The sequence below is a fragment of the Streptomyces sp. NPDC033131 genome (assembly GCF_055578365.1).
The window spans coordinates 14402-35726 of sequence record NZ_JBVIPA010000062.1 but is presented as its reverse complement, the minus strand read 5'-3'; the positions used below and the strand labels follow the sequence as shown (position 1 = coordinate 35726).

Annotated in this window: 23 protein-coding genes and 4 pseudogenes; 16 read left to right on the top strand and 11 right to left on the bottom strand. The window is 68.6% G+C overall.

All coding sequences use genetic code 11. The features are described 5' to 3' along the window. Together ACZ5XS_RS42050 and ACZ5XS_RS42045 are read left to right on the top strand one after the other, a co-directional pair. A pseudogene (locus ACZ5XS_RS42050) lies at positions 1–149 on the top strand (threonine dehydratase); the annotation flags it as partial. Positions 150–287: 138 nt separating this feature from the next. Beyond that, on the top strand, positions 288–461 hold the full coding sequence (locus ACZ5XS_RS42045; RefSeq protein WP_468660576.1) for a hypothetical protein: 174 nt from the start codon (positions 288–290) through the stop codon (positions 459–461). 124 nt (positions 462–585) lie between these two features. Here the strand turns inward: ACZ5XS_RS42045 and ACZ5XS_RS42040 are convergent, their stop codons facing one another. Then, entirely contained in the window at positions 586–1398 is an 813-nt protein-coding gene (locus tag ACZ5XS_RS42040; RefSeq protein WP_468660574.1) for a hypothetical protein, read from the bottom strand. 365 nt (positions 1399–1763) lie between these two features. On the opposite strand from ACZ5XS_RS42040, the gene ACZ5XS_RS42035 reads away from it, so the two are divergent. From ACZ5XS_RS42035 to ACZ5XS_RS42025, 3 genes are read left to right on the top strand one after another with little or no spacing between them, the layout of a single operon-like run. Beyond that, on the top strand, positions 1764–2138 hold the full coding sequence (locus tag ACZ5XS_RS42035) for a CU044_2847 family protein (protein WP_468660572.1): 375 nt from the start codon (positions 1764–1766) through the stop codon (positions 2136–2138). Next, entirely contained in the window at positions 2135–4921 is a 2787-nt protein-coding gene (locus ACZ5XS_RS42030) for an nSTAND1 domain-containing NTPase (RefSeq protein WP_468660570.1), read from the top strand. Before ACZ5XS_RS42035 ends, ACZ5XS_RS42030 begins: the two co-directional genes overlap by 4 nt. Continuing rightward, positions 4918–6417, top strand: a complete 1500-nt coding sequence (locus ACZ5XS_RS42025; protein ID WP_468660568.1) for a WD40 repeat domain-containing protein — start codon at positions 4918–4920, stop codon at positions 6415–6417. Before ACZ5XS_RS42030 ends, ACZ5XS_RS42025 begins: the two co-directional genes overlap by 4 nt. Before the next feature lie 37 nt (positions 6418–6454). Here the strand turns inward: ACZ5XS_RS42025 and ACZ5XS_RS42020 are convergent. Continuing rightward, positions 6455–7174: pseudogene (locus ACZ5XS_RS42020) on the bottom strand (serine/threonine-protein kinase); the annotation flags it as partial. 146 nt (positions 7175–7320) lie between these two features. Then, positions 7321–7779, bottom strand: a complete 459-nt coding sequence (locus ACZ5XS_RS42015; protein WP_468660566.1) for an ATP-binding protein — start codon at positions 7777–7779, stop codon at positions 7321–7323. Positions 7780–7949: 170 nt separating this feature from the next. Here ACZ5XS_RS42015 and ACZ5XS_RS42010 point away from each other — a divergent pair, with 170 nt between their 5' ends. Both ACZ5XS_RS42010 and ACZ5XS_RS42005 read left to right on the top strand, forming a co-directional pair. After that, positions 7950–8816: a helix-turn-helix domain-containing protein gene (locus tag ACZ5XS_RS42010; RefSeq protein WP_468660584.1), complete on the top strand. Its 867-nt coding sequence runs from the start codon at positions 7950–7952 to the stop codon at positions 8814–8816. Next, a complete protein-coding gene (locus ACZ5XS_RS42005; RefSeq protein WP_468660564.1) occupies positions 8813–9025 on the top strand; it encodes a DUF397 domain-containing protein in 213 nt (70 codons plus the stop codon). The genes ACZ5XS_RS42010 and ACZ5XS_RS42005 overlap by 4 nt, the downstream gene beginning before the upstream one ends. A 78-nt stretch (positions 9026–9103) precedes the next feature. On the opposite strand, the gene ACZ5XS_RS42000 is transcribed toward ACZ5XS_RS42005, so the two are convergent. From ACZ5XS_RS42000 to ACZ5XS_RS41990, 3 genes are all read right to left on the bottom strand, one after another. Next, positions 9104–9310, bottom strand: coding sequence for a hypothetical protein (locus ACZ5XS_RS42000; RefSeq protein ID WP_468660562.1), 207 nt, complete (start codon positions 9308–9310; stop codon positions 9104–9106). 26 nt (positions 9311–9336) lie between these two features. Continuing rightward, the gene (locus ACZ5XS_RS41995) at positions 9337–10650 is read right to left on the bottom strand and encodes a hypothetical protein (protein ID WP_468660582.1); all 1314 of its coding nucleotides are present in this window, start codon (positions 10648–10650) and stop codon (positions 9337–9339) included. A gap of 358 nt (positions 10651–11008) precedes the next feature. Further along, on the bottom strand, positions 11009–11614 hold the full coding sequence (locus ACZ5XS_RS41990; protein WP_468660560.1) for a hypothetical protein: 606 nt from the start codon (positions 11612–11614) through the stop codon (positions 11009–11011). 350 nt (positions 11615–11964) lie between these two features. Between ACZ5XS_RS41990 and ACZ5XS_RS41985 the strand changes: the two genes are divergently transcribed. From ACZ5XS_RS41985 to ACZ5XS_RS41975, 3 genes are all read left to right on the top strand, one after another. After that, positions 11965–12270 carry a hypothetical protein gene (locus ACZ5XS_RS41985; protein ID WP_468660558.1) on the top strand — a complete coding sequence of 102 codons (306 nt, stop codon included), beginning with the start codon at positions 11965–11967 and terminating at the stop codon, positions 12268–12270. Beyond that, positions 12260–13030, top strand: coding sequence for a DUF2637 domain-containing protein (locus ACZ5XS_RS41980; protein ID WP_468660556.1), 771 nt, complete (start codon positions 12260–12262; stop codon positions 13028–13030). The genes ACZ5XS_RS41985 and ACZ5XS_RS41980 overlap by 11 nt, the downstream gene beginning before the upstream one ends. Positions 13031–13196: 166 nt before the next feature. Further along, positions 13197–13679 (top strand): hypothetical protein, encoded by a 483-nt coding sequence (locus ACZ5XS_RS41975; RefSeq protein WP_468660554.1) that lies wholly within the window; start codon positions 13197–13199, stop codon positions 13677–13679. Positions 13680–14016: 337 nt separating this feature from the next. Here ACZ5XS_RS41975 and ACZ5XS_RS41970 read toward each other — a convergent pair whose 3' ends face one another. Both ACZ5XS_RS41970 and ACZ5XS_RS41965 read right to left on the bottom strand, forming a co-directional pair. After that, positions 14017–14367 (bottom strand): hypothetical protein, encoded by a 351-nt coding sequence (locus ACZ5XS_RS41970; RefSeq protein WP_468660552.1) that lies wholly within the window; start codon positions 14365–14367, stop codon positions 14017–14019. Further along, positions 14354–15160: a hypothetical protein gene (locus ACZ5XS_RS41965; protein WP_468660550.1), complete on the bottom strand. Its 807-nt coding sequence runs from the start codon at positions 15158–15160 to the stop codon at positions 14354–14356. Before ACZ5XS_RS41965 ends, ACZ5XS_RS41970 begins: the two co-directional genes overlap by 14 nt. A gap of 190 nt (positions 15161–15350) precedes the next feature. Between ACZ5XS_RS41965 and ACZ5XS_RS41960 the strand changes: the two genes are divergently transcribed. The 6 genes from ACZ5XS_RS41960 (at position 15351) to ACZ5XS_RS41935 (ending at position 18509) form a co-directional block, all read left to right on the top strand. Next, positions 15351–15785 (top strand): Asp23/Gls24 family envelope stress response protein, encoded by a 435-nt coding sequence (locus ACZ5XS_RS41960; RefSeq protein ID WP_468660548.1) that lies wholly within the window; start codon positions 15351–15353, stop codon positions 15783–15785. A gap of 38 nt (positions 15786–15823) precedes the next feature. Then, entirely contained in the window at positions 15824–16051 is a 228-nt protein-coding gene (locus ACZ5XS_RS41955) for a hypothetical protein (protein ID WP_468660546.1), read from the top strand. Beyond that, complete coding sequence (locus ACZ5XS_RS41950) at positions 16048–16494, top strand: Asp23/Gls24 family envelope stress response protein (protein ID WP_468660544.1); 447 nt, start codon at positions 16048–16050, stop codon at positions 16492–16494. The genes ACZ5XS_RS41955 and ACZ5XS_RS41950 overlap by 4 nt, the downstream gene beginning before the upstream one ends. Next, complete coding sequence (locus ACZ5XS_RS41945; protein ID WP_468660542.1) at positions 16491–17180, top strand: DUF6286 domain-containing protein; 690 nt, start codon at positions 16491–16493, stop codon at positions 17178–17180. The genes ACZ5XS_RS41950 and ACZ5XS_RS41945 overlap by 4 nt, the downstream gene beginning before the upstream one ends. Positions 17181–17189: 9 nt before the next feature. After that, entirely contained in the window at positions 17190–17783 is a 594-nt protein-coding gene (amaP, locus tag ACZ5XS_RS41940) for an alkaline shock response membrane anchor protein AmaP (protein WP_468660540.1), read from the top strand. 555 nt (positions 17784–18338) lie between these two features. Beyond that, a complete protein-coding gene (locus ACZ5XS_RS41935; protein ID WP_167526585.1) occupies positions 18339–18509 on the top strand; it encodes a hypothetical protein in 171 nt (56 codons plus the stop codon). 307 nt (positions 18510–18816) lie between these two features. Here the strand turns inward: ACZ5XS_RS41935 and ACZ5XS_RS41930 are convergent, their stop codons facing one another. The 3 genes and pseudogenes from ACZ5XS_RS41930 to ACZ5XS_RS41920 form a co-directional block, all read right to left on the bottom strand. After that, positions 18817–20058 carry a PP2C family protein-serine/threonine phosphatase gene (locus tag ACZ5XS_RS41930; RefSeq protein WP_468660580.1) on the bottom strand — a complete coding sequence of 414 codons (1242 nt, stop codon included), beginning with the start codon at positions 20056–20058 and terminating at the stop codon, positions 18817–18819. A 534-nt stretch (positions 20059–20592) separates the two neighbouring features. Continuing rightward, positions 20593–20849: pseudogene (locus ACZ5XS_RS41925) on the bottom strand (hypothetical protein); the annotation flags it as partial. Between the two features lie 11 nt (positions 20850–20860). Next, positions 20861–21149: pseudogene (locus ACZ5XS_RS41920) on the bottom strand (hypothetical protein). Between the last annotated feature and the right edge of the window lie 176 nt (positions 21150–21325).

Below are 21325 nucleotides of genomic sequence, written 5' to 3'. Positions count from 1 at the left end.
CGTCGGCCGCGCTCGGCATCGCGGCGATCCTCGAGGACCGTGACCGCTTCGCAGGGCGACACGTGGTCACCATCGTGTGCGGCAGCAACGTCGACGTGGACGCCTATCACCGCTGGGTCGGTGCAGCGGCGCCCCTCCACAGGTCCTGACGATCGCCCGCTGCTCGGACGGGACAAGGGACCACCCCGATCACTCGCCCGTCCGGATGTCGTCCGGCGCGTTTCGCGGTGCGGTTTTGCCCCCTGCCTCCAGGGCACCCGTCCAGTGAGACCCGCGGAGGTGTCGAGATGAGTGCCGGAGAACGAGCCAAGGCAAAGGCCGAACAGGTCGTCGGAATGACCGTGCGGAAGGCGGCCCACGCGGTGCACAAGGAAACGCTCGCAGCGAAAGGCGCCGCTCTCGAGACACGGGGCAAGATGCGGGGCGCGAAAGAACGCACCAAGGGTTCCTTCAAGGGCTGACAACCGCACCCCTTGAGCTGGGGTGTTGCCACGACCACTAGAACTCAAGGACCGGTCCGGGGCTTTTGCCTTGCTCTGCTGGTTGGCCCCTGCTGATTGCTCCTGGCTCGCCGCCGGGTGCGGCTCAGTGGTCGTCGCGGATGGTGGTCGCGATGCCGTTGCTGATCACGACCTCGGCGCTGAAGCCCTTCTTGGCGGCCGTCTCCAGTTCGGCCTCCGTGCACTCGGCGCCGCCTTCTCCGCCCGGGCCGGTGTTCACGGCGTCGCAGATGTCGTCGTAGCCCATGATCTTGGTGTCGTCGGCGACGAGGAACTGCTGCTCGGTGCCCTTCATGTCGGAGACGGTGTACTTGCCCGGCGCCAGGTAGGAGACGTTGCCGAACCAGGTGCCGTTGACACCCTTGCCCTGGTTGATGCCTTCGATGACGGTCTCGCGGGAGTCGGAGTCGGACGGCGAGCCGGAGTCCGAACCCGAGCCGGAGGACCCGGAACCGGAGCCCTGCTGGGCGACACGCCGCTCGGTCACCAGGGTCGCGATTCCGTTCTTCATCACGACGTCGGCGCTGACGGCGCCCTTCTTGGTCGCCGCCTCCAGCTGGTCCGGCGTGCAGGGCGCGTCCACCTTGGCGCCCGCCTCGCCGCATATGGTTCCGGCGCCGTAGACCTCGGTGTCTTCGGCGACCCAGAACTGCTGGTCGCTGCCCGATACGGACACGATGTACTTGCCCGGGGCGAGATAGGTGACCTTGCCGTTCTTGAACGTGCCGCTGACGCCCTTCGTGTCCTTGGAGTCCGACGCCTTCTCCGCGACCGGTGACGCGTCCGTTCCGCTCTTGCCGGACGAGCTGTCGTCGGTGCCGTTCTGGCACGCCGTCATCAACAGCCCGGCGGTGATCGCGGCGGCGGCGACGACGGCCTTGCGGAGGTGGCGGTTCATCACGGGAGGTTCCTTCCGAGGCGGGAGTAGTGGGGAGCCGGCGGCGTTCTCCGCCGGCTTCCCGCTCTGTGCTGACTATGAGGGGTCCCGGAACCCGCAGGTCACACCCGTCTTCTCTTCAGAACGCCGCCATGACACAGCTGTGACACGGCAACACCTCCGCTGTGGAGGGAAGTTGACGACGCGCCGCCTTGCATCACGCGGGCGATGCGGCACGGGTGTGCCCGAGCGGCAGGCCCGGCGTCTTCATGGGGGCGCCCCACCGCAATTCCGTAACTCCTGCCTCTTTGAACGGAGTTGGGGAAAGGGAGATCATGCGGGGGAGCAGGGCTGACGAGGACTTGGTGTGGCCGAAGGGGGAAGCGGTGGCTTATCTCGTGGAAGTGCCGGTCGGCGGGGCGGACGGGCGGTCAGAGGTGGTGCAGGTTCAGATAGAGGCGCAGGGAGAGGGCCTGGTCAGGGTCGCCAGGCCGGGACAGGTCGTCGCGCGGGCCACCCGTTCGTTGGGCGAGATGGTGGCGGCGGTCAGGCCGGTCGCCCAGAACTTCGTCGACGGCTTCCAGGACATGACCCGCAGACCCGACGAGATCAGCGTCGAGTTCGGCCTCGCTCTGTCGGCCGAAGCGGACGTGGTGATCTCCAGTACCTCGGCGCAGGCCAACTTCAAGGTGGCGCTCGTCTGGCGCCAACCCTCGGCTGATCCCACCGGCGCCGCGGCGGGAGACGAGCCCGCGCCGTGACGGCGTCCGAGCGGCCGGATCGGATGCCGCTGGACCCGTCCGTGGGCACCGGTGCCCTGGAAGCGGCCCTGCTCCAGATCCGGGACCAACGGGGCGAACCGGTGGGTGTGGGCTTCCTGGTCACCGATGTGCTGGCCCTGACCTGCGCGCATGTCATCAACGCGGCGCTCGGTACGCCCCCGGACTCCGAGCCCGACGCCGACGCCCGCATCGCGGTGACCCTGCCCCTGCTGAGGGCCCCGGCCGCAGGCACGCCGGACGATGCCGCGGCCGGCGTGCCGCACGTCATGGCGAGTGTCGAGCACTGGGTTCCCCCGCGGCCCTCCGGTGCCGGAGACGTGGCCGTGCTGCGCCTGCCCGCCCCGGTGCAGGGCGGCCGGCCCATCCGTCTGGTGGACAAACCGGACGTGTGGAAGCACCCGGCGCGGGTGTTCGGTTTCCCCGCGGGCCGCCCCGGGGGCGTGTGGCACTCGGCCGTGCTCCGCGCGCGGCAGGCCGACGGCTGGATCCAGGCCGACCTGGCGGAGGGCGGCTACCGGGTCTCCGGCGGCTTCAGCGGCAGCCCGGTGTGGGACGAGGAACTCGGTGGCGTCGTCGGCATGATGGCTCTGGCGGAGGAGGGCGAGCCCCCGGCGAGCTATCTGATCCCGACGGCCGGCCTGCTGGACGCCTGGCCCGACCTGCGGAACTTCGCCCTGCCGCCGTCGCCGTTCCGACGGCTGGTGGCGTTCGAGGAGGCCGACGCCGCCGTCTTCCACGGCCGCCGGGCGGAGTCCGCCGCGGTCGCCCGGATGGTCGCCGGTGAGCGCTGGACCGCGATCGTGGGCCCCTCCGGCTCCGGCAAGTCCTCCCTGGCCCTGGCCGGAGTCGTACCGAAGCTGCGGCGGGACGGCACGTCGGTGATCGTGCTGCGGCCCTCGGCGGGCAGCACCCCGACGGTCGGCCTGGCCCTGGAACTGCTGGCGCTGCTGGAGCCCGAACTGTCCGAGACGGCCCGGCTCGCGGAAGTGCCCGGGTTCACCCAGACCCTGGTCAGGAACGGCGGCCTGGCCGATGTCGTCTCCCGATTACCGAATGGGCAGCGCGGCCGTCGACTGCTGGTCGTGCTCGACCAGTTCGAGGAACTGTTCACCCAGGATGCGGCGGACATCGACGATCTGGCCGGGTTGCTGTTCGGTGAAACCCTGCCGGACACGGTCCGCGTGCTGACCACCCTGCGGGCCGACTTCCTGGGCGCGGTCCTCGACCACCCGCGCCTCGGCCACGCCTTTGACGGGCAGCAGACGTACGCCCTCGGCCCGATGCACCCCGACCAGCTCCGTGACATCGTCACCGGGCCGGTGCAGGACATCCCGGGCGTGGACTACGAGGCTCACCTGGTCGACCGCATCCTCGACGACACCGGCGCCGAGCCCGGTGCGCTGCCCCTGCTCGGCTTCGCCCTCGACCAGCTCTGGCAGGAGCAGAAGCAGACACAAGGACGGCTCACCCATGAGGCGTACGAGAGGATCGGTGGCGTCGCCGGCGCGTTGCACGACCACCTCGTCAAGGTCTGGGAGACCGAAGTCGCGCAGTCCTACGAGGAGGCGGCGCGGCGGCTGTTCACTCAGCTGATCCGCGTGCCCCTGGAATCGGCCGGTGTCACGCGGCGGGTGGTCCCGCGCGGCGAACTGGACGACGCGGAATGGCTGGTCGCGCAACGGCTCGCCACCAACCGCCTCCTGGTGACCGGCCGGGACGCCCACGGGACCGAAACCGTCGAGCTGGCCCACGAGGCTCTCATCTCCAGCTGGGACAAGCTGGCGGGCTGGGCGGCGGAGGATCGTTCCTTCCTGGTCTGGCGGGAGTCCCTGCGTCACGACAGGAGCCGCTGGGACGACGGCAGGCGCTCCCCCGAACTGCTGCCGACCGCAGCCGCTTTGGCGAACGCCGAGACGTGGCTGGACAGACGCGGCGCCGAACTCACCGCCGCCGAGCACGAGTACCTGGAACTCGGTCGTGCACATCACCGTTCACGCACCCGCAGACGCCGGGTGCTCAGGTCCGGCTTCGGCATTCTCCTCGTCCTCGCGTTGCTGTTCGGCACACTGTTCGCGTACGCCCAAAGGGAGAGCCAGGAACGCCAGGCGCTCGCCAACTCCCGTTCTCTGGCCCAGTACTCACAGGACCAGGCGGAATTCGACCCGGTGCTGTCGGTGAAGCTGGCGCTCGCGGCGTACGAGACCTCGTCCACGGCCGAGGCGCGTGGCCAGTTGCTGCGGAGGTACCTGGCCTTCTCGGACTCCACCCGAGTGCTCTCCGGACTGCTGGGGACGATCAAGCAGTTCCAGTCCAGCCGGGACGGCAACGTCGTCTTCGCCAGATCGGCCTTCGGACGCGCGACCCTCTTCGTGGGTGCCCTCACCGGCACCGTGCGCAGCGAACAGTTCTCCCGCAAGCAGCTGACCATGGCCATGGTGTCGGCCGACGGCAGCAGGGTCGCGTTCGTCTGCGACGACGGGTCGGCCGGCTGGTTCGAGGTGCACCCGAACGCCGAACACCTCATCGGCACCGTCCACGAACTGCCCAAGGCGAAGGACCTTCACACATACTTCGACATCAGCGGCGGGTTCGCGATGTCCGAGGACGGCCGGACCGTCGCCGTCCGCGACGGGGACGACCTGATGTGGTGGGACCTGGACAGCGGCACCGTCGGCGGCAGGGTACCGGCGCCCCCGGACATGGGCGGCAACCTGTGGATCCCCCCGACAAGAGGCACCTGTTGGTGGAGACCTCCCAATTGAAAGGGGACACGTTCCGCAACGCGCTGCTCGCCGTCGACATGGCCACCGGCAGAAGCCGTACCGTCGTGCGCGACGCCAGGCAGCTCCTGGTCTCGGGCGACCGGTCAGCCGTCGTCGTCTGCCGCCGCGACGGGGAACCGGACGCGTCACTCACCCTGTGGCGGATCTCCGACGGCGCCCAGCAGGGGCGTCGTCACGTCTGGCCCGACGGGGACTGCAACCTCGAGGGCGTCGACCTGACCGGGCGGCACGTCGTCACGGGCACGGCGAGCAGGCTGTCGCTGATCGACCTCTCCCAGGGCAAGCCGGTCAGCGAGTCCACCCGGCCCAGAGGGACGGTGGCGATCGCCCGGGACCTGGTGTCCAGCGGCGGCAGACTGATGGCCGTCGCACACGACGGAACGTCGATCAATTACGTCGAACTGTTCACCCGGCCCAACGTCGTCAAGGTGAGCGATCAGAAACTCAGCGCGGACGGCAGCAGGACCATCAGCCTCGTGGACGACGGCGCGAGCCTCCAGGTCCGATCGGTGACAAGCAAGGCGGGCGACCCGCCGACAGCCAAGGTGAACCGCCCGCGACCGTACTGGTACCCCAAGGACGGGTACCAGCTCGTGCTCAACTCGGACCGGACACTCCTGGCGGACTGGGTCGCGGAGGACACCATCTCCATCCGCAAGGTGTCCACACTGCGCCAGACAGCCCGGATCACCGTCCCCAAACCGCCCTCCACCTCCGAGTTCCAGTACTTCTTCGACCGGAACGCGCACCTCGTGACCGTCTCCGGGACGCGGATGCAGCAGTGGGACACACGCACGGGCAGGCAACTCGCCCACTTCGACCTCAAGCCCCTCATCGCCAAGAGCGACAGCGCGAGCACTCCGCCGACGGTGAAGGTCGCCAACCACCCGGGGGACAACCAGGTCGCCGTACTCCTCTGGGACGATCCCACCGTCCGTGTCGTCGACCTCGCCACGGGACGCACGAAGACGACCGTGAAGGTGCCCGTCGACACCGTCGCCCTGCAATTCGATCCCAGCGGTCGCTACTTCGCCGCCCTGCGCAGCGGCGGCATCGTGGAACTGTGGCGGCGCGACCCGCTGCGCAGGGAACTCGGGCCGCTGCGCAGCATGGTCGAGGACGCCGCGATACCGTACGCGGCCCGGTTCATCGACGGGGAGGGCGGCTACGCCGTGGCCGCCAACAGTTCCGTACGGTTCTACGAGGTCGGCAGGCGCAGCTACCGCGAGTCGTACGACTTCGGTCGCGTGCCCGCCGGCGAGTACCTGAGGGACGACTCGTACGTCTTCTGGGACATCACTCCGGACGGCAGATCCGTGATCTACCAGAACTCGATCAACACCGGCGGGCCCCTGCGCCTCGATCCGGAGAGCTGGCGGCGAGGGCTGTGCGAAGTGATCGGCGACCAGCCGTTCACCGCCGACGAGAAAGCCGGCCTTCCGGTGCCCGTACCGACTCGCCCGATCTGCCCCTGACCGAAGCGGGGTGGGGCGCTCGAACGGTGACGCGACAGAGGTGTCGCAGCGGGGTGGGGGCGGCGTTGACGTGCTGGTACATCAGCAGGTACTCGTTCTCCGCCTCGAACACGACGCGCCCGCTGAGGAGTTCGTGCAGCACGCAGCCGAGTGCGTACAGGTCGGTCTGCGGGGTGATGCGTCCGCCGCGGACCTGCTCCGGCGACATGTACTGGTGGGTGCCGATGGGGCTGCCGGTGGCGGTCAGCTTGGTGACGTCGGTGCGCAGGATCGCCGCGATGCCGAAGTCGAGGACCTTCACCGTGCCGTCGAGCGCGACGAGGATGTTGCCCGGCTTGAGGTCCCGGTGGATCACCGCCACCTCGTGCGCATACGACAGCACGGTCGCGACCTGCGCGGCGACGGCGGCCGCCCAGCTGACCGGCAACGGCCGGCCGGGATCGAGGTAGGCGGACAGCGGTACGCCGTCGACGAGCTCCATCACCAGGAACAGCCGCTCGTACGACGCGTCGAGGACCGCGTCGTACACCTGCGGCACGCCGGGGTGCTGGATGCGCGCGGTGATGCGGGCCTCGCGACGGAAGCGTTTGGCGAACTCCTCGGCCAGCTGTGGGGAGGTGACCGACGCCTGCCGGATGAGCTTCACGGCGACGGGCCGGTCGAGCACGGCGTCGTAGCCGCGCCACACGTCACCCATGCCGCCGTGGCTGAGCTTTTCCAGCAGTTCGTATCGGTCGGAGATCGCCTCCTGCGGCACCTTGCCCCCGGTGTGCGTGATGAACAGTCACGGTCTGGTGTCAAGTGTGACCGCTGTGTCGATCTGCCGTCCAGCGGTCGCGTGCGACATGGACTTGGGCGCGGGGGTCGGTGGGCGGACCGCGGGCAGGAGGGCGCGGCGGCCGGTCAGCCTCCCGTCGGCAGGGTGTACTCCGCCCAGACCGTCTTGCCGGGGCCGTCCCGGCGCGGGTGCCAGTCCCAGCGGTCGGCGAGGTGCTCCACCAGGAGCATGCCGCGGCCGGTGTCGCGGAGGTCCGTGGGCATCGCTGCGACCGGTACGCCTTCGGTGCGGGTGTCGGTGACCTCGACCCGTACGGTCGTGGCGTCGCGGGCCAACGCGAGGTGGAAGTCGCGGCCGGAGACCCGGCCGTGCCGGATGGCGTTGGCGGCGAGCTCGGCGACGATCAGCGTCAGCGCGTAGTGCGCGTCGCAGTCGTAGGGGATGCCCCACGCGTCGAGCCGCTGCCCGGCAAGCCGCCGGGCGAGCCGGGCACCGCGCGGGGTGGAGCTGAAGCGCATCGCGAAGTGACCTGTGGGGCCGATGGGTTGGCCGATACGAGAAGGAGCAGCGATCTCATTGTTCATGCCCTCAACGCTTCCGGAAGTGGCTTAGGGTGACCAGTGGTGACGCGCCGTCGCGTTCCGGTTGTACGCGACGGTGCGGGAGGTGTACGAGGCCTGCCGCGTGTCCGGCTCGGGGCGGGCGCGTTGGGCCGGGGAACTGGGCCGGGGAGGCGGTGGGGCCGATGGAACCGATGGAGTCGGTGGAGCAGGGCGAGGCCGAGGGCGCACGGGAAGACGCCGGGCCGAGGCCGGAGGACGAGCCGGGCTCGGGCGTGGTGACCGCGTTCGGACGGCAGTTGAAGCTGCTGCGGGTACGGGCGGGCCTGGAACGGCCGGAGTTCGGCAAGCTCACGGGCTACGCCGGTCAGTCGATCGCTTCCTTCGAGCAGGGCCGACGGATTCCCTCGCCGAGGTTCATCGACCGCGCGGACGAGGTGCTGGACGCCGGGGGCGTCCTCAAGGCGCTGAAGGAGGAGGTGGGGCGGGCGCAGTATCCGGCGTTCTTCCGGGACATGGCGCGGTTGGAGGCGGAGGCGGTCGAGTTGTGCTCCTACGACTCCCACGTGGTCAAGGGGCTGTTGCAGACGGAGGAGTACACGCGGGCATTGCTCGCCATGCGACGCCCTCTGCTGGACGAGGAGACGATCGAGTTGCGGGTGGCAGCGCGGCTCGCTCGACAGGTGATCTTCGAGCGCTGGCCTGCACCACTGCTCAGCTTCGTGCTCGAAGAGGCCGTGCTGCGTAAGCCACTCGGTGGGAAGGCAGTACTGCGAGGGCAACTCGAACAGCTACTTCTCATCGGCCAGAAACGCAATGCGGAGATCCAGGTCATGCCGCTCGATCGGGAGGACAACGCGGGCGTGGACGGCCCGTTTACGGTTCTTACGCGGAAGGGCGGCGAGCAGGTCACGTACATGGAGGTCCAAGGGCGCAGCAGCCTCCTGACGGACCGAGAAGAGGTACGTCTCGCCGCCGCGCGCTATGGGATCATCCGATCGCAGGCTCTCACTCCGCGAGAGTCCCTGGGATTCATCGAGAAGTTGCTGGGAGAGCTATGAACACCGCAGAGAGCTCGGCTGCCGCTCTGGAACGCGCCTGGGTAAAAAGCAGCTACAGCGGCGCTGAGGGGGGCGACTGCGTAGAGATCGCAGCCGCCGTAGAGGGCATACACATCCGTGACTCGAAGGTCCGATCCGGACCGATTCTGACGGTCGCCCCCGACGCGTGGGCCGGGCTCGTCCGGCTGGCCGCCGACCAGACCACCTGAGCCGTGCATTCGTAACCGCCGTGGGGCCAGTCGCACACGCGGCTGGGCCCACGTCCGTGGTCGTACTCCACCCACACGTCACTTGGACACCGTCTGCGTCGCCATGTCCTCGACGGTACGCAGCCCGTCCATGGCGGATCGGAATGCGGGGCCGTCCTTGCTGGTGGTGCCGTGGATCTTGGCGAGGGCGCGGCTACGGCGTGCGGAGAGACGCGCGGTGGAGGGGTGACAGGTGCGAACACTGAAGGTGATGACGTCCGCACTGAAGTTTCGGGCAACCCACACCACTCACCAGGTGCGTGCGAGCGCGCCTACGCGTGTATGGGCAGCGCGGGGAACACGACCACCGAGCCGTCCTTGTCGCGGGCAATCTCAATCGCCACGTCTGTCGTGCGGCTGTTGACCATGACGCCGTCGCCCAGCTTGTGAATCCGGTGTGCCGCGCTCATGAGGCGATCGACTTCACTGGTCGTGAAGACGGGTCGCAAACCGTTCGGGCGTGCGAGCTCCAGTGCCGACAGGCGTACCAGGACACCGGCGATGCTTGACTCCAGTTCGTCGAGGCGCTGCTGATCGCGCTTGAGTGCGCGGGTGAAGTTCTGGAACGGATTGCCGGGGTCGCTCTGGGCGTGCTCGACGGCTTGGAGGACGACGACCCGCCGCATCAGCGCGATGGCCAGGGAAGCGAGTTCGAGGTGGGTGCGGAACATGCCGCCGTCGTCGTCGATGCCGGGGAACGACTTGGTCAGCGTGCCGAGTTCGACGGCCTCGCCCTCGGGGAGTCTGTCGAGCGCGCTCTGCCATCGGGAGAGGCGGATATCGGCTTTGCTCAGCGCCGTGTCGAGGGTGTGCACTGCCGAGTCGAGTCCCAGTGAGGCACCGAGCTTGCCCTGATCGAGCAGGATGGCCGTGGCCTTGTCGATGGCGGCGCGGCAGCCGTTGAGTCCGCTGTGCTCGTCGTCGAGCTTGTCCTCCTGAAGTTGCTCCAGCAGTTCCGTGATGTGCGCGATGGCCTGCTGGCGCTTGTGGTCTGCATGCGCGCTCACCCCCACCGCCACGGCCATGAGCACGAGCGGAGCGGCCACGGTGAGCGCCGCGCCGCCGGCGGCCGCGACGCCGGCGGTAGCACCGGCTCCACCGACTGCGCCCGCCGCTGCCGCTCCTCCGACCGGCACGAACGTCGCTTGGGCGGCGATGCCCGTTGAGTTCATGAGTGCACTGTGGATGCCACCGGCTGCCGCCTTCGACGCCATCGGGCGAACGATGCCCTGCCCGAGCTGGGCGGCGACCTTCGCCGGGACCACCATGCGATACAGACTCTCGCCGGAAGCGGTCGCTCTGGCCGCCGTAAGGGAACTTCGCGCCGATTGCGTGATGAACTGTGACAGGTGCTGCGCCAGGGGACTCGCGGCGTCGAGCGGGATGCCACGGCCGTGGTCGATCTTGTCGGGCAGCGGATGCACTTCAAGCGTGACGATCGGCTCGTCGGCCAGGGCGGCCAGCACTCCGCGTAGTTCAGCCAGGCGCTCAGCCGTCATCGACTCGCCCGCGGTCAACCCTGGCACTCGGACATCAGCGGTCGCCAGTGTCCACACGGGCACGGTCGTCTTGCGGTCGTCAGTCATCGTCTCCCTTTGTTTTCCAACAGCAGCCTGTGGCTGGCGTTCGACAAGAATGGTACGGAGCTCGTGTATTCGGTTACGGCCGCTGTCTGCCGGTGAACTGACGATCACCAGGGCATCCACCAGATCACCCACGGCCGTCAGGTCGGAGACGAATCGACGCCGAAGGGTGCCCCGGCCGGCACATCCGGCTGGGCGTACGGATCAGACGTCGTCGTCCAGGCCCTCCTCGCGGCGGATCATCCGCCAGGCGGCCTTGCGGGCGCTGCGGTCCAGGCTGGACTTGGAGCCCTTGTCAGGGCCGAAGTACTGGCGGCCCTGCCCCTCGTATCTGGCACGCTTGTGGCACGGACTGCACTCGTCAGCCGCCAGTCGTCCCGGGGCGGGGACCGGTCGATCGGATCCGCTCATTGAGGGCGGCAAAGGACACCGGTGGACCGGCCGCCGCGCGAACCGCTCCCAGGCTGACGCTGTCCGAGTCCAGGGTGGCGACTACTGGGCGGGGGAGCACGTAGAACTCCCACTGAGTCGTGTCGAGTGGTTCGTAGACCGCGTGTTCACAGGCAGTCTGGACGGCGAAAACGTAGACGTCGGCGTTGTACGACTTTGCCTCTGAGTAGCCGCCATCGGGTGACCACGTGCGAGCGCGGATCCCGCTGAAGCGGATTTGAGACGGTGTGCGCTGCTCCCAGGCTTGCAGGTAGGCGCCAGCCTTGACTTCGATGCGCAGTCCGTCGTCAGTTTCGACGTCGTGGCTGGCCCATTCCACACGGGGCTCGTGGGAGCCGACCGCCTGGTGGACCAGGAATTCGGCGAACAGACCGCGTGTGTTGTTCATACGAAGGTCCGGCATGGCGAACCGCCAGAAGTCGACCACGGTAGCGTCCGGGACGCCGATGATTGACTCGTCACCGCGGAGCGGCGGCATGGGCCGCGGGGTCAAAGACAGACGGGCAGGCTGCTTCATGGGCCGCAGTCTGCCAGCGGGGCGCGGGCACTTGCGTATCTGCTGTCAGCGGCCCTTGCCAATCCGCTGGCTGGGTGGTCGCGGAGGCGGAGCCGGGTCGACGCTCTGTCCAGGGCGATGGACGCTGTCGTGTCCGGCACAGGCATCGCCAGGATTACTCATCCAGTTACACCGGCAGCGAATCCTATTTACTCCTAAAGTGGAGTCGAGAAGAAGAATTTATCGACCAATAGGGTGGCGAGCCAGATGTGTAGCGTAATTGATCAAGGACTCTTCTCTCGGATTTTCTGCCTTCGTAAGCTCACTCTTTTGCCGCACGTCCTGAAGGAAGGGAACCGCGTTATCAAGCTATGACGACAGCAAGCACCCGTGGCCTGCCTCGACGCAACACGAGGACGGATAATATTTCTGCGGTTCGCGATCTGCCAGTGGGGAAATACACTTTCCAGCCCGGTGTGGAGTACGCGGCGCTGACGGCGCGGGGCGCGGCGGCCAGGGGCGACGCGCAGTCCGAACGTCAGGTCACCGAGCCACTGCTTCGCGAGTTCCTCGCCCTACTGGAGGAAATCCAGCAGGAAATCAATTCACGATGGAACGGTCCGGAGAAATCCGGCCGCCGCGTACAGTGTGACGGGTCGCATTTTCGTGAATCATGACTATGTCGATCCTGCCTTTGCGCAGCGTGAGTACTACTCCGACGCGTACTCGTACGGGCCGGGAACCGGCTGGGACGGGGGACCTGTCGACGACGTGCACTCAGGAGTTCCCCTGACCGCACCCGCCGGAGGCTGGGACCCGGTCGAGGAACTTGCCTATCTCCTGCAGGAGGCCGTTCCGGCGGAGCAGACGGCCAGGATCCCGCAACCTCGCAGCGAGCCCGCATCCGGCGTCGCCTTCACCGACCCGATGGAGAGTCTGGCGCAGATCACCGCTCAACTGCCGCCTACCCGACGCTCCTCCTCCGGGCACCGGAAGCTCGACGTCCGAAAACCCCGGCTCAAGTGGTTGCAGACCGGCAGCTTCGTCATCGTCGCGCTCGTTGCCGTCATCGTGGCGATGGTCAGCGTCTTCGGCGGCATGGTGGCCTACAGGCCTCTGCAGAACATCACTTCCGGGACGGGAGGCGCCATGGTCCCGTCGTGGCCTCTTCTCGTGTACGGCCCCTGGATGGTGGCCTCTCTCTCCATCCTCCGGACTGCCCTGCACCAGCGCCGAGCTGTGCACTCGTGGTTCATCGTTCTGCTGTTCTCCTCCGTCGCGATAATGCTGTGCGTGGCTCAGGCAGACAGAACCGTCACCGGTATTGCCGGAGCATGTCTGCCCGCCCTCGCCTCCCTCGCCTGCTTCCAGCAACTCGTCCGGCAGATCACGCTGACTCTGCCGCCGCGACAGGACAAGCGGCGCCACCGCCGGTAGCAGCATGGTCCTCGGCGCACGGGTGCCCGTTTCTCTCCCCTCACGCTTTCGGTGTCGCGTGGGATTGGGCGGGCCGGCATGCCACCACCCATCGATTGAGGGCGGCGGCCGTACGGTCCACAGGCTTTGAGGTAGCTGTCAGTTGTCGTCATGGCACTGTGCCGCCATGACGACAACGACAGAGCTCACCCTCTTCGCCGACTACTTCCAGATACACGTGTCCGATGCGGATTCGGACGGTGATCTGAGCGAAGCGTGGACTGACCAGGCCGTCGCCGATCACCTCGCGGTTGCACCGGATGCGCTGGGCATCGGCACGGTGGTCAGTGTCAACGTATCCGTCACGGTTGTCGTCCTGCCTCAGGAGCCGAGTGATGACAGCCTGGAATTCGATCACGTCGTTGAGGCGAGCCTCGATGTGTCGTCGGGTCGGCTGATGGTTCTGGGCTGCACGGACTACGCCCCCGAGGCGGCTACGTTCGAGGTCCCGGCAGGCTGGAACCGGGTCCGCGTGTCCCGGACCAACTTGGCTCGGGCAGCTCAGGCCGACGTCGACTCTGACGAGAGCCCCGAGACCATTGAGAGGATCCGTATCCAGGTGTGGGCGGCCCCGGAATGTCCAGCAGAGATCATCAAACAGTGGTCCTAGCTCGACGGAGTCTGTGACGGCTGGCTCGTGTGCCCGTCCTTCGAGCTTCCTTGCGGCGTCCTGCAGGGATCATCAGTCAGCACGACGCCCGGCATGGCACCGCCACCCTCCTCACGGCGGCCAAAGTCGTGCCCCGCGTCGCAGATGTCAAAGGCCCCGGACCATGATCGGTCCGGGGCCTTTTGTCTGGTGCCCCCGGCAGGATTCGAACCTGCGACACCCGCTTTAGGAGTTTTCCTTGGTCGGGGCTGTGAACTGCGGAAACGCCGACATTACGGTGCCTGGCCTGGGGAAATGCCCCTCCGTGGTTCTCACGTGTTCACGGAGGTTCCCGGCCTCATGTGTGCTGAATCCGTTCTGCCAGGCCCTCGTCCGACGACGAGTCGACGGCAACCTTGTAGCGCCGGGCCGGGTCCCCGACCGCCGACCAGAGCTCGTCGTCGACGGTGGCGCAGTCGTCGCCGTATGCCGGATAGCCGTGCTCCTGGACCGATGTGTGCCGTGTCAGTCGCCGCATCACGGGCCACGACGGCTGCGGCAGCGCGTCTCTAGCCGGGGCGAGGGGGTGCCTGAGCGGTGCTCCTGCCCGATGGAGGCTGGTGAGGCCTTGCCGGTAGGAGGTGATCAGCCCGGTCTCGACGTAGTCCAGGAGGTCGGGAAGGGGGGCCGGCTGATCACTGGGGGGCACTCGTCACGGTGACCGGCGAGGTCCGTCGCCGACCCGCGGTTTCCGTGATGAGGACGGCGACGGTGGCCGGGCCCGGGGTGTCAGCGGTGGCTGCCTCGGCTACGGCCTCCCTGACGGCGCGGGCCACTTGCAATGGATGGTGTCCGGGGCCGACCGCGAGGTGAACCTCGATGTGTCGGCCGGGTGGATCATCATGATCCTCCACCCTGACCGGGCGGCTGCCCAGTACGTCCGTGAGGCGGGCTACGCCCGGTACACCGGCCGCGATGTCCGCCAGCTCCCCGACGAGTCCCCGCAGGGACCCTGTTCCGGTCATCGGGGGCGAGCTCCGCGCGGCCGCAGTTTCCGGCGTGGGCCTCATGGCCGTCGCCGCGGTCCGAGACGTCATGCCTGCCTCCGGGACCTCACGGAGATCCGTTACGCGCATGTCAGCCGTCACCGTGGCCAGCCCGAGCTGTTCAGCGGCCGCGCCCAGCAGCGCGCTCCTCAATTCGGCGGCGGTCTCCGGCAGCGGCCGCACGAGGGATGCTGTGAAGGCGGCCTCGATGGTGAGCGGGCCAGGCGGTAGCGCGCTGGCCGGAGGACGGACGGCCGGCTCGGACACGGGTTGGAGCGGCGCCGACCCGATGCGCAGGGACTCCAGCCGGACACCGGGGACCTCGGCGGCAGTGCGCCCGAGGGCCTGGACGGCCGCTTGCTCGGTGATCCACGTCCCGTCGTGGGGCCCGCCGAGCGGGAGGAGACGGCCCAGGTCGAGCTGGCGTCGTACTGCCTGCGTCCACGCCTCGGTCACTGGCCTCTCACCCTCCTTCTCCACGGCCGCAGTCCTCTTCCCGCGGCGCTCTGCCCGAGTGTCCGCGAGAGGTCGGGACAGGGGCCTCGGGCCACACCCCGTCTCACGCTCTACAGACCGGCAAAAGGTACTAAAAAGACTATAATTCGAATAATGGTGCTCTGTGGCCTCGCGAGGGAGGAATACCCCAATGACTGAGAACACCGGCGTCAGGCTCGGCGCTGCACCCGGTTCTCGCGGCCGGACGACCATCGCCGATGTGGTGGTGGAGAAGATCGCCGGAATGGCGGCACGGGACGTACGCGGCATCTATGCCCTGGGCAGCGGAATCGCCCGCTCGATGGGATCCATGCGGGAGCGGATGCCCGGCGCCGGCAGCGGCAGATCCGTCACGCGCGGGGTCAGTGTCGAGGTCGGAGAGCTGCAGGCGGCCATCGATCTGGAGCTCGTCGTCGAATATGGCGTCGCGATCACGGACGTGGCCGCTGCGGTGCGGGAGAACGTGATCTCCGCGGTGGAGCGGATGGCGGGGCGGGAAGTCGTGGAAGTCAACATCACGGTCAGCGACGTGAAACTGCCGGACGACGAAGAGGACGAAAGGGAGGAGCGGCAGCGGATCCAGTAGCCGGGGTGGAACAGTCCACTTGAGTGAAGGAGCGCGAAATGAGCAGGGCCGTGGTGGGCTTGATGGCCGGAATGACGCTGGGTTTCGCCGCGTATTTCGGTGACTTCTGGGCTTTCCTGCTGGTTCTGGTGCTGGGCCTCGTCGGTCTCGTCATCGGGCGGTTCACTGAAGGTGATCTCGAACCGGGCGACTTCGTCCGTCGCCGGGACCGGCAGGATCGGATCCGAGATGACCGGCGACAGGCTCGGGGAGACTGGCGGCGGTGAGCGGGGAAGCCGATGAGCGCCCGGGCGTCCCCCGCGGGGAGCGCGGGGCGACCATCGTCAGCGACCGGGTCGTCGCGAAGATCGCTGCCCGGGTGGCGCGCGAGGCGCTGAGCCGGTTCACCGAGTCGGCCGGCCATGTACCTCCCGGCCGCCGGACGCCACACGTGAGCACATCCGTACGGCGGGCGCCGGAACGGACCAGCGCGGGACGAGACGCCGAGTCCGCCGCCGGATGGCAGGCGGTGCTCGGCGAGGCGCGGCTGAGCGTCGCCGTCGAGCTCGGTTATCCGTCAGACATCGGGGAGCAGTGCGCCGCGGTGCGTCGGGAAGTCACCGAACGGATCAGAACATGGGCCGGCATGGAGGTGTCCGACCTCGCGGTATCGGTCGAGCACCTGCACTCGGCGCATACACGGCACACGGACCGGGAGAGGGTGAGATGAGCGCGGACACCTCGCGGCAGCCGACCGGTGACAGCGACCTCTCCTCCGGTCCGGGACAGGCGGCTCCGTCCGCCGACGGCACCCCGGGGGCGGCCGGGGACGCCACGAGGGTGATCGACGGATCAGGCCGGTCGGCGCACCGTTTCTGGTCGGCGCGGCGCATTCCCGCGGCCTTGGCAGCCCTGCTGTCCGCCGCGGCCGTCGGACTTCTCCTGTACGACGTGGTCGCGGTGCGGGCAGGCCGGAATGCCATGCGCTGGCGGCGGCGGCTCGCCGAGGAACTGGCCACACGGCCTCTGGACGACGTGTGGATGATCGTCGGGGCCGCGGTGGCGATGGCCCTCGGCCTGTGGCTTCTCCTGCTGGCGGTGACGCCGGGACTGCGTCGGCTGCTGCCCATGCGGCGGCCCACCGGTATCCCTGGGACAGAGGACGTCCGAGCCGGGCTTGACCGCCGCGCGGCCGCTCTGGTTCTGCGCGACCGGGCCATGCAGGTGCCCGGTGTCCAGTCGGCACGGGTCGCTGTCGGCCGCCGGAAGGTCAAAGCCCAGGCTCGGGCACATTTCCGCGACCTCGAGGAGGTCCGCGCGGACCTGCACGCCGAGCTGGGCGAAGCCGTGACCTCCTTGGGCCTGGCCCGGCAACCCACACTGGCCGTGCGCGTCCGGCGCCCCAAGAAGGACTGAGGTGATCCGATGCTCAAGACGGCGAACCGGGTGCTGCTCGCACTGCTCGGCCTCGGACTGTTCGCCCTGGGCGGCGGCGTGCTGCTGGGCGCACTGGACCTGCAGCGCCACTGGGACTTCGACGTGCCGGGCTGGTGGCCCTTCCGTGGGCCGGACGATGTGGTGCTGGGCACCGAGGGACGCACGCGGTGGCGGGAGGAAGGATGGTGGTGGCCGACCGTCATCGCGGTGCTCGCCGTGCTGCTGGCCCTGCTGCTGTGGTGGCTCCTCGCACAACGCAGACACCGCCTGGACCGGGTCCTCGTCGACAGTGAAGACGGCGCGGCGGCCCGACTTAACGGCCGCACACTGGAGAACGTCATCGAGGAAGAGGCGCAGGCCCTGGCCGGGGTCTCGCGGGCTCATGTCCGGCTGACGGGCCGACGTACCGCTCCGACCGCACGCGTGCGGCTGCTGTTGGAGCCTCACGCCGATCCAGCGCGGGCTCTTGGGCAGCTGAGCCGCGAAACACTCGCACACGCGCGGGACTCGGCCGGCCTGGACCGGCTCCCCTCGAAGGTCCGACTCCGGGAAGCCCGCCACCGCGCCGAACGCGCCACCTAGGACCCCCTGGGCTAAGGGGTCCTTTCACTATGCCCGTCCGGGTCGCGCGGCCTGGCACCGCACCTCGCCGCGTTGCCGAAACGCCCACGTGGCTCCTCCCCCACGCTCGAACAACCTCGCGCGGGGGGACCCCCATCGAGGCCGCTCCGGCGCCTTGCGATGCACGGCACCAGACCACGCGACCTGATCGGACGCTCATAGTGAAAGGACCCCTAAGCCTCATGGGGGTATCGGCCGCGAGGCGCCCCGGATTCCTGGAACCCGAGCGTTGTGGCACGCGGAGGATTGAACGAACAGCACACTGCCTGGCGCACTCGCTTCGCGACGGCGTGCGCGAAGACACCTGCCTTGGTTGTCGGCGCATCATCCTGAGAACCCTGGGGTCGGTGGGGCACGCCGTCGGCGCAGGCCACCACCCTGGTGGCGGCCTTGTGCGCCGGGGCCGTCACGTATCACCCGTCGGCCGACGGGATATCGAGCACCGGCACAGTGTGTCCTGCCGTACCGAGAGACCACGCAGATCTCGCACGGTTCCTTCCCAGGAGGCATCCCGTCATGGTCCTCTTCCTGATCCTGCTCATCGCCGGAATCGCTCTGGTCGCCATCGGCGCGGCCGTCGACGGCATGCCCTACCTGATGTCCATCGGCGTACTGCTTCTCATCGTCGATCTGCTCTACCTGGCGGCCCGCTCCATCTGGCGCTCCACCCGGCGCCCGGCCCGCTGACCGGCTCCTGAATGCCCCCGACCAGTCCCGGACCCCACCCGACCCTCACGTCACTGGCGGACCTTCGAGCGGCGGACCTTCGAGCGGTTCGACGACCACGGAATCCCCGCCCGGCCACGGCTACCGTCTGCCCGGCCACGGCTACCGATTCCGCGGCCTGACGGCCGGGGTCCGTCGCATTCGCCGTCGCCACCCTTTCCGTACCCAGGGGATCGGCCGCGCGTCTGTCCGCCCGACAGCGACCTTGGGTACGAAAATCCAGGTCAGCGGCAGGCTTCAGCGAGGGAGCCGGTGCATCGTTGCGGGCTCAGTCGAGGGTGGCGAGGTGATCGGCGTCGCCGCCTCGCCACTCGATGAGGAGGATGGTCGCGTCGTCGGTCGTGGTGCCGCCGCGTTCCTGTTTCAGGGCGTGGGAGAGCGCTCGTGCCACCGCCCGTACCTCGGTGCGGTCGTGGAGGATCCGGTTGGTCCACTCGATGAGCTGCTCCTCACCGAACTGTTCCCCGCCGGCCTGGTGCTCCTCGATCAGGCCGTCGGTGAAGCACAACAACCGGTCCCCGGGCTGCAGCATCCGCTCGCTGACCACCGGCTCCTCACCGCCGAAGCCGACCGGCAACGTGGTCGGGCCCTCCAGCCGGTCCAGCACGGCGCGGTCACGGATCAGAAGCGGGGCCGGATGGCCTGCATTGACCCACTGCAGCCGGCCTGTGGTGATGTCCAGGACCATCATCTGCGCGGTGACGAAGTGGTCGGTGCCGAACTGTTCGTTGACGGCCCGGTCCATGAACGCGTACACCTGGGACAGATCGGTGTTGGCCCGTCGCGTGTGGCGATAGGCGCCGATGGCCACCGTCGCCATGGTCGCCGCGTCCAGCCCGTGGCCCATCGCGTCGATCATGGCCACGTGAAGGATGTCGCCGTTGAGGGCGTAGTCGAAGCTGTCGCCGGCCACGTCGTAGGCGGGCTCCAGGATTCCGGCGACCTCGACCTGCGGAACGGTCATCGACAGCGGGGGCAGCAACGACCACTGGATCTCCGCGGCCACGCTCATCGGGGCACTGCGGCGGGCCTGGAAGAACAGGTCGGTGTAGGCGTCCTTCGTGACGATCATGTCCGCGACCAGACCGGCGAGTCTGCGGAGCAACCGCCGGTCGTCGTCATCGACCCTGTCCAGGGTGACGGCCATCACCCCGATCTGGTCGCTGCCGTCCAGCAGCGGCAGGTACATCCGCACACTGCCGTCCTGCGGAACCTCCACCGTTCCGCGACTCAGGAACGCCTCGCCGGCGGGGGAGTCCTCGACCGGCTCCGGGCGGCCGACCTTCAGCCTGCGGCCCGGCAGCGGCACCAGCAGCACCTGTTCGTAGTCCTGCAGGAGCATGGAGACCTCCCGGCCCCCGACCCTGGCCACCTCTTCCGCGACGAGTGGGGCGATCAACTCCGGCGGCATCTCGTGGGCCCGGTCCAGCAGCACACCCAGCAGTCGTTCGCCAAACCCCTCCGACCGGTCCACCCCGATCAGGTCCGGCTTCCGCCCGCCGTCCGTCATCGCTGTCCGCTTCCCTTCGTCCCGGGGCATGAGGAACTCATCGGGGTGGCTGCGTCCACGTGGTGTTCACCAGAGGGCCCGGTGCCCTGACACCCCGCCCCTCTTGGATCCACCCGGCAGGTAACGGCTATCAGCGTGGTACGACACTGTCCACCGGCACAGGCTCGCATCGCCGACCGGTCCGACGAGCCGATCACGTCATGGCCGGCACGTCGCCCCCAAACGCCGGTCACCACAAGGGGCTTGGTGCAAAGTGCCGATCCTGCGCCCCCTTCGGGTCCACGACGTCGTGGGTCGCGCCACTACCGGACATCGGCGGAACGGATCATGCCCTGCCCCCGGCGGCCGCGTCCGTCGTGCTCCAACGACCCCGGCGTATACACACCGGGGTCGCCCTTCCGGGCCGGTCGCACGTGAGAGTGTGCCGACCCGCTTTCATGCTATGCCTGGTGCACATTTCAGGCATCCGGTGTCTCGCGGTTCTCGTGTCCATTCGGTTCCGCGCGGCCCGGGAAGGGCTTTCGCCCTGCGCCAGCCGCGTTCCTCCTCCCCGCTTTGCATGAGCCGGATCCCCTGATGTGTCAGCGTGACCATCGCGGGTGTGTTTCGACCGTGACGAGTCCCTCGCCTGCCAGATAAGCGCAGGCGGCGGGGAGATCCTGCTGGGGGATCTGGAGTTCGCTGCGCAACATCGTCCCGCTGATGCCAAGGAGCCGATTACCCTGCGTGGCCTCGTACAGGGCTTTCAGGATCGCCTCACGGTAGTTCTTCCGCTCGCTCAGTGTTCCCACGGGGACACCGCTCAGATTTCGTCCGTCTGCGTCCGGCCGTCCCCTGAGGACTGACTGGTGACCAGCCTGGTGCGGGCAGGCTTTGCTGCGCGGGCGGTGTCCACCGTGAGGTGGAGGCGGGTTCCGTCGGCCCGTGCCGACGGGGTAGCTGCGCTGCTCGGTCGAGGCGAGGCTGCGACGGAGAACCTCCGCGACCTGGCGGGCGGCCTCGGGGGACGAGGCGACGAGGCGCACGTCGACGTTCCCGGCAGAGGGCAGTTCCGGTGACTCCGCGGGGTGACGCCGTCCCGGCCTGCCCACTGCTTCCACCGGGGTACGGGCCGAATCATCCGTGGCACCGCCCGGCTCAAGTGTGGGACGGCCTCGCTCGTGACGCGGCGGGTTCCGGCACCGATGCAGAGGGTGCGCCCTCTGGGGAGCGCGCCGGCGGTGCGACGCTGTCGGGGGCAGGGGCAACATGTCGCACGCTGGTCCTC